Origin of the sequence: Curtobacterium sp. MCLR17_043, assembly GCF_003224215.1 — a bacterium.
Classification (GTDB): Bacteria; Actinomycetota; Actinomycetes; order Actinomycetales; family Microbacteriaceae; genus Curtobacterium; species Curtobacterium flaccumfaciens.
On the sequence record NZ_QKLH01000009.1, the window covers coordinates 58,240 to 71,137 of the forward strand.

Annotated in this window: 12 protein-coding genes; 5 read left to right on the forward strand and 7 right to left on the reverse strand. The window is 70.1% G+C overall.

What is annotated here, in order from left to right:
- Positions 1-31: 31 nt before the first annotated feature.
- The 5 genes from tal (at position 32) to pgl (ending at position 6,115) form a co-directional block, all read left to right on the forward strand.
- Entirely contained in the window at positions 32-1,144 is a 1,113-nt protein-coding gene (gene tal / locus DEJ03_RS10310; protein ID WP_110864542.1) for a transaldolase, read from the forward strand.
- Positions 1,144-2,742, forward strand: a complete 1,599-nt coding sequence (locus DEJ03_RS10315) for a glucose-6-phosphate isomerase (RefSeq protein ID WP_110864543.1) — start codon at positions 1,144-1,146, stop codon at positions 2,740-2,742. Before tal ends, DEJ03_RS10315 begins: the two co-directional genes overlap by 1 nt.
- A 22-nt stretch (positions 2,743-2,764) precedes the next feature.
- The gene (gene zwf, locus DEJ03_RS10320; RefSeq protein ID WP_027465683.1) at positions 2,765-4,303 is read left to right on the forward strand and encodes a glucose-6-phosphate dehydrogenase; all 1,539 of its coding nucleotides are present in this window, start codon (positions 2,765-2,767) and stop codon (positions 4,301-4,303) included.
- A complete protein-coding gene (locus tag DEJ03_RS10325) occupies positions 4,300-5,244 on the forward strand; it encodes a glucose-6-phosphate dehydrogenase assembly protein OpcA (protein WP_027465684.1) in 945 nt (314 codons plus the stop codon). Before zwf ends, DEJ03_RS10325 begins: the two co-directional genes overlap by 4 nt.
- A 100-nt stretch (positions 5,245-5,344) precedes the next feature.
- Complete coding sequence (pgl, locus tag DEJ03_RS10330) at positions 5,345-6,115, forward strand: 6-phosphogluconolactonase (protein WP_110864544.1); 771 nt, start codon at positions 5,345-5,347, stop codon at positions 6,113-6,115.
- Positions 6,116-6,866: 751 nt separating this feature from the next.
- Here the strand turns inward: pgl and DEJ03_RS10335 are convergent.
- The 7 genes from DEJ03_RS10335 to rapZ form a co-directional block, all read right to left on the reverse strand.
- A complete protein-coding gene (locus DEJ03_RS10335) occupies positions 6,867-7,235 on the reverse strand; it encodes an RNA polymerase-binding protein RbpA (protein WP_110862753.1) in 369 nt (122 codons plus the stop codon).
- A 3-nt stretch (positions 7,236-7,238) separates the two neighbouring features.
- Positions 7,239-7,490 (reverse strand): preprotein translocase subunit SecG, encoded by a 252-nt coding sequence (gene secG / locus DEJ03_RS10340; protein WP_017887256.1) that lies wholly within the window; start codon positions 7,488-7,490, stop codon positions 7,239-7,241.
- Between the two features lie 108 nt (positions 7,491-7,598).
- Complete coding sequence (gene tpiA / locus DEJ03_RS10345) at positions 7,599-8,378, reverse strand: triose-phosphate isomerase (protein WP_071244733.1); 780 nt, start codon at positions 8,376-8,378, stop codon at positions 7,599-7,601.
- Between the two features lie 43 nt (positions 8,379-8,421).
- Positions 8,422-9,639 carry a phosphoglycerate kinase gene (locus DEJ03_RS10350; protein ID WP_110864545.1) on the reverse strand — a complete coding sequence of 406 codons (1,218 nt, stop codon included), beginning with the start codon at positions 9,637-9,639 and terminating at the stop codon, positions 8,422-8,424.
- Positions 9,640-9,642: 3 nt separating this feature from the next.
- Complete coding sequence (gene gap, locus DEJ03_RS10355) at positions 9,643-10,647, reverse strand: type I glyceraldehyde-3-phosphate dehydrogenase (protein ID WP_017887253.1); 1,005 nt, start codon at positions 10,645-10,647, stop codon at positions 9,643-9,645.
- A 269-nt stretch (positions 10,648-10,916) separates the two neighbouring features.
- A complete protein-coding gene (whiA, locus tag DEJ03_RS10360) occupies positions 10,917-11,897 on the reverse strand; it encodes a DNA-binding protein WhiA (protein WP_027465690.1) in 981 nt (326 codons plus the stop codon).
- Between the two features lie 75 nt (positions 11,898-11,972).
- Positions 11,973-12,872, reverse strand: coding sequence for an RNase adapter RapZ (rapZ, locus tag DEJ03_RS10365; protein ID WP_027465691.1), 900 nt, complete (start codon positions 12,870-12,872; stop codon positions 11,973-11,975).
- Between the last annotated feature and the right edge of the window lie 26 nt (positions 12,873-12,898).

The window sequence follows — 12,898 nt, forward strand, 5'->3', positions numbered from 1 at the left end:
GGACCCGTCGATGAAAGAAGAAGAGAAACACATGGCTGAGAACACCCCCACCGCCGCCCTCTCCGCGGTCGGCGTGAGCATCTGGCTCGACGACCTCTCCCGCGAGCTCCTCGAAACCGGCAAGCTCACCGAGCTCATCGAGCAGAAGAACGTCGTCGGCGTGACGACGAACCCGACGATCTTCGCGTCCGCCCTCGCCAAGGGCGAGCGCTACGACTCGCAGGTCAAGGAGCTCGCCGCTGCGGGCACCGACGTCACCGACGCGATCTTCGCGATCACCACGCAGGACGTCGCGAACGCCTCCGACGTCATCAAGCCGATCTACGACGAGACCAAGGGCTTCGACGGCCGCGTCTCGATCGAGGTCGAGCCGGGCCTCGCGCACGACACCGCCAAGACCATCGAGCAGGCCAAGTTCCTGTTCGAGAAGGTCGGCAAGGAGAACGTCCTCATCAAGATCCCGGCGACGCTCGAGGGTCTCGAGGCGATCACCGAGGTCATCGGCGCCGGCATCTCCGTCAACGTCACCCTGATCTTCTCGCTCGAGCGCTACCGCGCCGTCATCGACGCGTACCTCGGTGGGCTCGAGAAGGCCAAGGCCGCCGGCCACGACCTCTCCAAGATCCACTCGGTCGCGTCCTTCTTCGTGTCGCGCGTCGACTCCGAGATCGACAAGCGCCTGGACGCCGTCGGCACCGACGAGGCCAAGGCCCTCAAGTCGAAGGCCGGCATCGCCAACGCGCAGCTCGCCTACCAGGTCTGGACCGAGGCGTTCGCCTCCGAGCGTGCCCTCGGCCTGCTCGAGTCCGGCGCCAACACGCAGCGTCCGCTCTGGGCCTCGACCGGTGTCAAGGACCCGTCGCTCCCCGACACGCTCTACGTGACCGAGCTCGCCGCCCCGAACACCGTCAACACGATGCCGGGCAAGACGCTCGACGCCACGTTCGACCACGGTGAGATCCACGGCGACGCCATCGCCGGCACGTTCGACCAGGCGCAGCAGGTCCTCGACCAGCTCGCCGCACAGGGCGTCGACTACGACGAGGTCGTCGCACTGCTCGAGAAGGAGGGCGTGGACAAGTTCAACGTCTCCTGGGGCGAGCTCGTCGACACCGTCAAGGCAGCGCTCGAGGGCGCCAAGTAGTGACGGTTTCCATCGCAGCCAGCGGCGACGCCGCGCGGGCCATCGAACAGGTGGTCCCGCGGCTCGTCGCTGACCTGGTGGCCTCGGGCATCACCGCCCAGGACGCCGATCTGTGGGGAACCACCGCCGAGGCCGAGGCGTCGAAGCGCCTCGGCTGGGTGGAGGCCGTCTCGGTCTCCCGCCCGCTCGTCGCCGAGGTGACCGCGCTGCGCGAGTCGCTCCGTGCCGAAGGGGTCGACCACGTCGTCCTCGCCGGCATGGGCGGCTCGTCCCTCGCACCCGAGGTCATCACGCGCACCGCCGGCGTGCCCCTCACGGTCCTCGATTCGACCGACCCCGCACAGGTCCGCGCGGCCGTGACGACCGACCTCGAGCGCACCGTGCTCGTGGTCTCGTCGAAGTCCGGCTCGACGCTCGAGACCGATTCGCAGCGCCGTGTCTACGAGCAGGCCTTCCGCGACGCCGGCATCGACCCGGCGCGCCGCATCGTCGTCGTCACCGACCCGGGCTCCGCCCTCGAGGCCGCTGCGACCGACGCCGGCTACCGCGTCTTCACCGCCGACTCCACGGTCGGTGGCCGCTACTCCGCGCTCACCGCCTTCGGCCTCGTGCCGTCCGGGCTCGCGGGAGCGGACATCGCCGAGCTCCTCGACGAGGCCGACGCGATCTCCGCGCTGCTCTCGGTCGACCTGGACGAGAACCCCGGGCTCGTGCTCGGTGCGGTCCTCGCGGGCACCGAGCCGCTGCGCGACAAGATCGCCATCGTGCCCGACGGCACGCACATCGTCGGTTTCGGCGACTGGGTCGAACAGCTGATCGCGGAGTCGACCGGCAAGGACGGCCGCGGCCTGCTGCCCGTCGTGCTGCACGCGGACTCCCCCGAGGTCACCGCCGGCCTGCCCGACGTCCAGGTCATCCGCCTGGTCGGTTCGCGCGAGGACGAGCGTCACGTGGCCGAGGGCGAGGTCGAGATCACCGGCACGCTCGGTGGCCAGATCCTCGTCTGGGAGTACGCCGTCGCGGTCGCCGGTCGCCTGCTCGGCATCAACCCGTTCGACCAGCCCGACGTCGAGGCCGCCAAGGTCGCGACCCGCGCGCTGCTCGACGACCGCCCCGTTCCTGCCGAGCCGGCGTTCTCCGAGAACGGCATCGCCGTCCACGCGACGCCCGGACTCGCGGTCGGTGCGACGCTCTCGGAAGCCGTGTCGGGCCTCCTGTCCGCACTCGACCCGACCGGCTACGTGTCGGTGCAGGCGTACGTCGACCGCACCACCAACAGCGGTCTCGAGTCGCTGCGCGACGCGATCGCGGCGCGCACGGAGCGCCCCGTCACCTTCGGGTACGGCCCCCGGTTCCTGCACTCGACCGGCCAGTACCACAAGGGCGGCCCCGCCACGGGAGTGTTCCTGCAGATCGTGGCCGACGAAGCGGAGGACCTGGCGATCCCGGGTCGGCCGTTCACGTTCGGGCAGCTCCTCCGGGCCCAGGCAGCCGGCGACGCGAGCGTCCTCGCCGAGCACGGCCGGCCGGTCCTCACCCTCACGACGTCGGACGTCCACGCCGCCACCGCGGCGATCGCGTCCGCCGTCTCCCACTGACTCGTAAGGAGTTCACCGACTCATGTCACCGGTGGCAATCACCCCGGAGCACAACCCGCTCCGGCTGCCGACGGATCGTCGACTGAACCGGATCGCGGGACCGAGCACGCTCATCATCTTCGGCGTGACGGGCGACCTGTCACGCAAGAAGCTGATGCCCGCGGTCTACGACCTGGCCAACCGGGGGCTCCTGCCCCCGGGGTTCGCGCTCGTCGGGTTCGCTCGTCGCGACTGGGAGGACCAAGACTTCTCCCAGCTCGTCCACGACGCCGTCAAGGAGCACTCGCGCACCCCGTTCGACGAGGACGTCTGGCGTCAGCTCGAACAGGGCATCCGCTTCGTCCAGGGCTCGTTCGACGACCCCGAGGCGTTCCGCGAGCTCAAGCGCACCGTCGACGACCTCGACGCCGAGCGCGGGACGCTGGGCAACCACGCGTTCTACCTGTCCATCCCGCCGAAGATGTTCCCGGTCGTCACCGAGCAGCTGAAGCTGTCCGGGCTGACCGAGAAGCGCGAGGGCTCCTGGAGCCGCGTGGTCGTCGAGAAGCCGTTCGGTTCCGACCTTCGCACCGCGCGCGAGCTCAACGCGATCGTCGAGAGCGTCTTCGCGCCCGACGACGTGTTCCGCATCGACCACTACCTCGGCAAGGAGACCGTCCAGAACCTCCTGACGCTCCGGTTTGCGAACCAGATGTACGAACCCATCTGGAACTCGAACTACGTCGACCACGTGCAGATCACGATGGCCGAGGACATCGGCGTCGCCGGGCGAGCCGCGTACTACGACGGCATCGGTGCGGCGCGCGACGTCATCCAGAACCACCTGCTGCAGCTCCTCGCGCTCACCGCGATGGAGGAACCCGTCTCGTTCAAGGCCGCAGACCTGCGTGCCGAGAAGGAGAAGGTGCTCTCCGCCGTCCGTCTGCCCGAGGACCTGTCGACCGCCACTGCCCGCGGGCAGTACGACGGCGGCTGGCAGGGCGGCGAGAAGGTTCTCGGCTTCCTCGAAGAGGCCGGGATGAACCCGGAGTCCGGTACCGAGACCTACGCGGCGATCAAGCTCGACATCGCCACGCGTCGCTGGCAGGGCGTCCCGTTCTACCTGCGCGCCGGCAAGCGTCTGGGTCGTCGTGTGACCGAGATCGCGATCGTGTTCAAGCGCGTCCCCGAGGACGTCTACGGCAACACGCAGTCCCCGCTCGGTCAGAACGCGCTCGTCATCCGTGTCCAGCCGGACGAGGGCGTCACGCTCCGCTTCGGCTCGAAGGTCCCCGGCGTCGGCACCCAGGTGCGCGACGTGACGATGGACTTCGGCTACGGCCACGCGTTCACCGAAGCATCCCCCGAGGCGTACGAGCGACTCATCCTCGACGTGCTCCTCGGTGACCCGCCGCTGTTCCCGCGGCACCAGGAGGTCGAGCTGTCCTGGAAGATCCTCGACCCCATCGAGGAGTTCTGGGCCACGCAGGGCCAGCCCGAGCAGTACCGTCCCGGCACGTGGGGTCCGGCATCCGCCGACGCCCTGCTCGCCCGCGACGGTCGGACCTGGAGGCGTCCGTGAAGATCGACATGCCCGACACCACGGTGTCGAAGATCCAGAAGAAGCTCGTTCGCATCCGCGAGGAGGGCGGCGCCGTCGCTCTCGGCCGCGTGCTGACCCTCATCATCTCGACGGCCCTCGGCCACGAGGAAGAGGCGATCGAGGCGGCCAACGAGGCGTCCCGCGAGCACCCGATGCGCGTCATCATCGTCTCGAAGAACAGCGGTGACACGAAGTCCCCCGGTCGCCTCGACGCGCAGATCCGCGTCGGCAGCGACGCGGGTGCGAGCGAGGTCATCGTCCTCCGGGCGTACGGCGAGACCGCGACCGACGAGGAGAGCCTGGTCACCGGCCTCCTGCTGCCGGACGCACCCGTCGTGGCCTGGTGGCCGCAGACCGCTCCCGAGCAGCCCGCGGCGTCGGCCCTCGGCCGCATCGCGCAGCGACGGATCACCGATGCGGCCGCGCAGAAGGACCCCAACGGCGCGATCGAGGCGCTCGGTGCATCCTACGTGCCGGGCGACACCGACTTCGCGTGGACCCGTCTGACCCTGTGGCGGAACCAGCTCGCCGCGGCGCTCGACCAGCCGCCGTACGAGCCGATCACCGCCGTCGAGGTCTCCGGAGCGTCCGACAGCCCGTCGACGATCCTCCTCGCCGCCTGGCTGCAGCTGCAGCTCCAGGTTCCGGTGTCCGTCGTCACGTCGCCGCGCGCGACGGGGTCGAGCGGCATCCACGGTGTGAAGCTCGTCCGCGAGTCCGGCACCATCGAGCTCGAGCGTTCCCTGGTGGACGTCGCGACGCTCTCGATGCCCGGGCAGCCGACGCACGACCTGTCGCTGCCACGCCGGAACCTGCGCGACTGCCTGGCCGAGGAACTCCGTAGACTCGACCCGGACGTCCTCTTCGGAGACGTCGTCAAGCACGGGGTGCCCCAGCTGCGCGAGACCATCGCCCGCTGATCAACACCCCACACGGTCGGGCCGCCTGTCTGGTGCAGGCGGCCCGACCGGACCGAAGGCGGTCGGACGACCGGTCGGCCGCCACGAACACGGGAGTCACGTGACCAACGAACGGCGGGTGCTCGTGCACCCGGACAAGCAGGCCCTCGGCGCTTCGGTCGCCGCACGCTTCATCACCAAGATCATCGACGTGCTCGACGAGCAGGAGCGCGCCGACATCGCGATCAGCGGTGGCTCGGTGTCCTCCCTCGTCCTCGCCGCGATCGGCCAGTCGCCGGCGCGCGAGAGCGTCGACTGGTCGAAGGTGCACGTCTGGTGGGTCGACGAGCGCTGGGTCCCGTCGGACGACGCCGACCGCAACACGATCGGCACGCAGACCGACTTCTTCGACCACGTCGACATCCCCGCGTCGAACATCCACCCGATGCCGGCGTCGGACGGGGGGCTCGACATCGAGGCCGCAGCGACCCAGTACGAGCGCGAGCTGCAGGACGCCGCGCCCGAAGGCGCCGTGGCTCCGCGCTTCGACATCACGCTGCTCGGTGTCGGCCCCGACGGGCACACCGCCTCGCTCTTCCCGGAGTTCCCACAGCTCACCGTCACCGACCGTGCCGTCGTGTCGGTCGACGACTCCCCCAAGCCGCCGCCGCAGCGTCTGACCGTCACCTTCCCGGTGATCAACGCCTCGCAGCGCGTCTGGGTGATCCTCTCCGGTGCCGAGAAGGCATCGGTCCTCGGGCTGGCCCTCGCCGGTGCGTCGATCGAGGACGTCCCCGTCGGTGGCGTGCAGGGTCGCAAGCGCACCGTCTTCTTCGTGGACCAGGACGCCGCACGCGACGTCCCCGAGAACCTGATCGCGTCGACGTACTAGACGCGCGTTCCTGACGGACGGGAGGCCCGGTGCCAGCTGGCACCGGGCCTCCCGTCCGTCTGTGGTCGCGCCCACTGCGCGCCGTGCCCGAGCGCCCGAGTCGAGGGGGCACGAACTGTCGGCCGCGGGCGCCCCAGGCGACGGTTCGTGCCACCACCGCGCTCCGCACGCGGCGTGTCCTGACCACTCGGCGAACCGCCGCTCCGCGCGGCACCTCGGCGCCGAGCGACGCCGAGCGGTCGTGACACCCCGCCGAAACGACGCCGAGTGGGCACGAACTGTCGCTTGCGGGCGCCGCAGGCGACGGTTCCCGCCACCTCGGCGTACCGCGCGCGGCGTGTCCTGACCGATCGGCGAGCCCGCCCTCCGCCCGGCACCCGGACGCGGCACCCCGGCGCCGAGCGGTCGCGACACCCCGCCGGCACGACGCCGAGTGGTCACGAACTGTTGGTCGCAGGCGCCGCAGGCGACAGAACCCGCCACCTCGGCGCACCGCACGCGGCGTGTCGTGACCCCTCGGCGAACCGTCGCTCGGCGCGCGCGGCCGGGCACCGACCTGCCGCGACTCCCCGACGGCACGACGCCGAGTGGGCACGAACTGTCGGTTGCGGCGCCTGCAACCGACGGTTCGCGCCACCACCGCGCACCGCACGCGGCGTGTCGTGACCACTCGGCGAGCGAGCCACCCGTGCCCCGGACGCACGAAGGCCCCCGCACCATCGGTGCAGAGGCCTCCGTCAGCGTGTGTGCGCTAGCTCTTCTTCGCCGCGGTGCCGCGACGCTCGCGGAGCTGCTGGAGCGCGTCCTCGAGGAGCTGCGCTGCCTCTTCCTCGGTGCGGCGTTCCTTCACGTACGCGAGGTGGGTCTTGTAGGGCTCCGTCTTGGAGACCACGGGAGGGTTCTCCTTGTCGCGCCCGGCCGGCAGACCACTCGACGGCGAGTCCACCGTCTCGGGGATCTCCTCGTCGGGCAGGTTCGCGGCGAAGTACCGCACGACCTCGTTACCCAGGGCGTCCCAGTACGAGATCGCCACGCGCTCTGCCTGGACCCCGCGGTCCTGTTCGCCCATCGGTCCCGCGCCGACGCGAGACCCTCGGATTGCACTGCCTCCGCTTGCCATGGATCAGACCCCCGCCGTGAACTTGTTGATGAGACCGAGCACGATGATGGAGACGATCCAGACCAGACCGAGGATCACCGTGATGCGGTTGAGGTTGCGCTCGGCCACGCCGGACGCACCGAGGTTGCTCGTGACCCCACCGCCGAACATGTCGGAGAGGCCACCACCGCGGCCCTTGTGCAGCAGGATGAGGAGCGTGAGCAGGAGGCTCGTGATTGCGAGCAGGACCTGCAGCACGACGGAGAGTATCGCCACGACGTACCTTTCGTGTCAGTCAGCCGTACCAGTGTACCGGCCGCGCGGAGCACGGCCGGTACCTGGACGGGAGTGGTGCGGACGACTGCCCGCGACGACGCCTGTGGACTACAGCCCGACGTGCTGACGGAACCGGGCGATGGCCGCGAACTCCTGCACGTCGAGCGAAGCGCCACCGACGAGCGCGCCGTCGATGTCGGGCTCGCGGAGGAACCCCGCGATGTTGCCCGACTTGACCGAGCCGCCGTAGAGCACTCGGGTGTCTGCAGCAGCCTGGTCACCCCAGGCTGCGGCGATGCCACGACGGATCGCCGCGCACTCGTCCTGCGCCTGCTCGGCCGTGGCGGCCTGGCCGGAGCCGATGGCCCAGACGGGCTCGTACGCCACGACGATGTCGGCGGGCTTGACCGCGTCGAGCACGACGCGGAGCTGCTCGACCGGCACGACACCGGCGCCGCGCTCCTCGCGCTGCTCGCCGGTCTCGCCGACGCACACCACGGGGACGAGGCCGTGCTTGACGGCCGCCGCGGTCTTCGCCGCGACGACCTCGTCGGTCTCACCGTGCAGCGTGCGCCGCTCGGAGTGGCCGACGATGACGTACTGGGCGTCGAGCGCTGCGAGGAACGCACCGGAGACGTCACCGGTGTAGGCACCGGAGTCGAACTGCGACAGGTCCTGCGCACCGAAGTGGATCGGCAGCTTGTCAGCCGAGATCAGCGTCTGCACGCTCCGCAGGTCGGTGAACGGCGGGAACACCGCGACCTCGACGTCGTCGAAGTCGTGCCGGGCGTCCTTGAGCGTCCATGCGAGCTTCTGCACGGTCGCGATGGCCTGGAGGTGGTCCAGGTTCATCTTCCAGTTCCCGGCGATCAAGGGGACGCGGTTCATGCTGCGTCTCCCAACGCGCGGAGGCCGATCAGTGGCGTGCGGGTCATGCGGTCCACCCCAGTGCTTCGAGACCGGGCAGCGACTTGCCCTCGAGGAACTCGAGGCTCGCACCGCCACCGGTCGAGATGTGGCCGAACTGGTCGTCTGAGAAGCCGAGCGACCGCACGGCGGCAGCGGAATCGCCACCACCGACGACGCCGAGGCCGTCGACCTCGGTCAGCGCCTGCGCGACGGTCTTCGTGCCGGCGGCGAAGGCCGGGAACTCGAACACACCCATCGGGCCGTTCCAGAACACGGTCTTCGAACCCGAGACGGCCGAGGCGAACCGCGCAGCGGTCTCCGGGCCGATGTCGAGGCCGATGCCGTCCGTACCGAACGACGAGGACTCGATGGCGTCGGCCGCCACGGTCTCGTGGTCGGCGTCGGCCGCGAAGCCGGAGGCCACCACGACGTCGGTCGGCAGGTCGATGGTGACACCGAGCTCCTTCGCCCGCGAGAGGTACTCGCGGACGACGTCGAGCTGGTCCGCCTCGAGCAGCGACTTCGCGACCCCGTGGCCCTGGGCCGCGAGGAACGTGAAGAGCATGCCGCCACCGATGCAGAGGGTGTCGACCTTCGGCAGGATGTGATCGATGACACCGAGCTTGTCGCTGACCTTCGACCCGCCGAGCACGACCGTGTACGGCCGCTCCGGGTCCTTGGTCAGGCGCTCGAGCACGCGCAGCTCGGTCTCGATCAACGAACCGGCCGCACTGGGCAGTGCGGACGCGAGCTCGTAGACCGAGGCCTGCTTGCGGTGCACGACACCGAAGCCGTCGGAGACGAAGGCGTCACCGAGGGCGGCGATGCGGTCCGCGAAGGCACCGCGCTCGGCGGCGTCCTTCGAGGTCTCCTCCGGGTTGAAGCGGAGGTTCTCGAGCAGCAGGACGTCGCCGTCCTCGAGGGCCTCGGCCGCGGCGGTCGCTTCGTCACCGACGGTCTCGCCGACGAACGTGACCTCTTTGCCGAGCAGCTCGGAGAGCCGCTGGGCCACCGGTGCGAGCGAGAACTCGGGCTTGGGCTCCCCGTCGGGGCGGCCCAGGTGCGAGATCACGATGACGCGTGCGCCGGCGTTGACGAGGGTGTTCAGCGTGGTGAGCGACGCGCGGACGCGGCCGTCGTCCGTGATGGTGCCGTCCTTGAGCGGGACGTTCAGGTCACAACGGACGACGACGCGCTTGCCGGCGAGGTCGCCGAGGTCCTCGAGGGTGCGGAGGGCCATGTGTTACAGACGCTCGCCGACGTACTCGGTGAGGTCGACGAGGCGGTTCGAGTAGCCCCACTCGTTGTCGTACCACGAGGTGATCTTCACGAGGCCGCCGATGACCTTGGTCAGGCCGGAGTCGTAGATCGAGGAGTGCGGGTCCGTGGTGATGTCGGTCGACACCAGCGGGTCCTCGCTGTAGAGCAGGATGCCCTTGAGGGGACCTTCTGCGGCCTCCTTGTAGGCGGCGTTGATCTCGTCGACGGTGACCTCGGACTTCGTCTCGAGGGTGAGGTCGGTGATCGAGCCGGTGGGGACCGGGACGCGCAGCGCGAAGCCGTCGAGCTTGCCGGCGAGCTCCGGCATGACCTGGCCGATGGCCTTGGCGGCACCGGTCGAGGTCGGGACGATGTTCAGCGCGGCGGCGCGGGCACGACGGGGGTCCTTGTGCGGGCCGTCCTGCAGGTTCTGGTCGGCGGTGTAGGCGTGCACCGTCGTCATGAGGCCACGCTCGATGCCGAACTTGTCGTGGAACACCTTGGCGAGCGGCGCGAGGCTGTTCGTGGTGCAGGACGCGTTCGAGATGATGTGGTGGTTCGCCGCGTCGTACTGGTCCTCGTTCACACCGAGCACGATGGTGACGTCGTCACCCGAGGCCGGGGCGGAGATGATGACCTTCTTGGCGCCGGCGTCGATGTGCTTCTGCGCATCGGCGGCCTTGGTGAAGAACCCGGTCGACTCGATGACGATGTCGACACCCAGCTCGCCCCAGGGGAGGTTGGCGGGGTCGCGCTCGGCGAGGACCTTGATGGCCTTGCCGTCGACGACGATGTTGTCGCCGTCGAGCTCGACGGAGACGCCGAGACGGCCCGTGATGGAGTCGAACTTCAGCAGGTTGGCGAGCGACGCGTTGTCGGTGAGGTCGTTCACCGCCACGATCTCGAGGTCGGAGCCCTTCGCGAGGGCGGCCCGGAAGAAGTTACGGCCGATGCGGCCGAAGCCGTTGATACCGATCTTGACGGTCAATGGATCTCCTGGTGAGTGTGGAGCGCCCAGGGGGCGCTGCTTTCGGGAGTCGCGCACCCTGGCGGGCCCGCGTGTGGTGGACGATACGCCCCGTAACGTCGCCGTAACGACCCTAGCAGTCGGACACTGCGTGCCCGAGCGGGATGACGGTCCGTCCGGACGGTCGCCGACCAGGCCGGGAACGGGTCCGAGAACGGGCCGGGAAACGGACGGGAGGCGCGGTGCCAGCTGGCACCGCGCCTCCCGTCCGCAGGGTCGACAGGCCCCTCTCAGGCCCCTTCGAGCTCCTCGGGAACGCTCGCTTCGGTGCCCGGGATGCCGAGGTCGGAGGCCCGCTTGTCGGCCATCGCCAGCAGGCGCCGGATGCGGCCGGCGATGGCGTCCTTGGTCATGGGCGGGTCCGCGTGCTGGCCGAGCTCGTCGAGCGACGCGTCGCGGTGCTGCAGGCGCAGCGTGCCGGCGTACTGCAGGTGGTCGGGGACCTCGTCGCCGAGGATCTCGAGCGCACGCTCGACCCGGGCGCAGGCGGCCACGGCGGCCTGCGCGGAACGGCGGAGGTTCGCGTCGTCGAAGTTGACCAGGCGGTTCGCGGTCGCGCGGACCTCGCGACGCTGGCGCATCTCCTCCCAGTCGGCGGTGGTGCGCGCTGCGCCCATGACGGTCAGCATCTGACCGATGGCCTCGCCGTCGCGGATGACGACGCGGTGCACCCCGCGGACCTCGCGGCCCTTCGCGGCGACCCCGAGACGCGACGCGGCACCGACGAGGGCCATCGCGGCCTCGTTGCCGGGGCAGGTGACCTCGAGCGCTGCGGCCCGACCCGGGTCGGTCAGGGTGCCGGAGGCGAGGAAGGCGCCGCGCCAGATGGCGGCGAGGTCCTCACGGTTGCCCGTGGTGAGGCGGTTCGGCAGCCCGCGGACGGGACGACGACGGGCGTCCATCAGGCCGGTCTGGCGGGCGAGGGTCTCCCCCGCCTCGAGCACGCGGACCAGGTAGCGGGTCCCGCGGCGGGCGGACGCGGACGAGCCCACCGACGCCTCGCTGCGCACGCCGTAGAGCTCGGCGAGGTCCTTGCGGACCCGGTGCACGATGATCCGGGTGTCGAGCTCGACCTCGACCGCGATGCGGCCCGAGATGACGTGCAGACCACCAGCGAACCGGAGGATCGTGGCCAGTTCGGCGGCGCGGACCGTGTTGCGGTTCACGGCGACCCTGGCCAGTTCGTCCTTGACCTCGGCAGTCAACGGCACAGCATCATTCCTAACGTTCGTTCAGTGGTTCCCGCAGATCCGGCGGCACGGGCGTGGGAGCGGCCGGAGGGACGGTCACTCCCGGCCGAGATCTCGGTTCTTCACACGCACGGCGACGCCAGGCATCCCGCGGAGGAGGTTCGCCAACTCGGCGACGATGGCGACCGAGCGGTGCTTCCCGCCGGTACAGCCGATGGCGATCGTAGCGTGTCTTTTGTTCTCGCGCTGGTACCCCTCGAACACCGGCTCGAGGACGGAGGCGTAGCGATCGACGAACGGACGGGCTCCGGCCTGGGCCAGCACGTAGTCCGAGACCGGCTGGTCCAGCCCGGTGTGGGGCCGCAGTTCCGGGACCCAGTAGGGGTTCGGGAGGAACCGCACGTCGGCCACCATGTCGGCGTCGGCGGGCAGACCGTACTTGAACCCGAAGCTCATCAGCGTGACCTGTACACCCACGAAGTGCTCGTCGGCGAAGTGCTCGATCACGGTGTTCGCGAGCTGGTGGATGTTGAGGTCGGAGGTGTCGATCACCACGTCGGACGCCTCGCGGAGGCCGGCGAGACGAGCCCGTTCGCGAGCGATCCCGTCGAGCAGGGTGTCCTCGCCCTGGAGCGGGTGGGGTCGGCGGACCTGCTCGAAGCGCCGGACCAGCACGGCGTCGGTGGCTTCGAGGAACAACACCCGGACCCGCGCGGAGGTGCTCGAGCGGACCTGCTCGACCGCGTGCTCGGGGTCGGTGAAGAACCGCCCGCCGCGGACGTCGACCACCGTGGCGATCTTCGGGATCTTCTCCCCCGCGCGGTCGGCCAGTTCGGTCAGCGGGGCCAGCATCTGCGTGGGCAGGTTGTCGACGACGTACCAGCCCAGGTCTTCGAGGGCCTTGCCGACGGTGGACCGCCCGGCCCCGGACATGCCGGTGACGATGAGGATGTCGTGCTGCGACGCGTGCGTGGTCGCGGTGGCGCTGTCGGTCATCTGGGAGTGGGCTCCGTCGTGGCGGC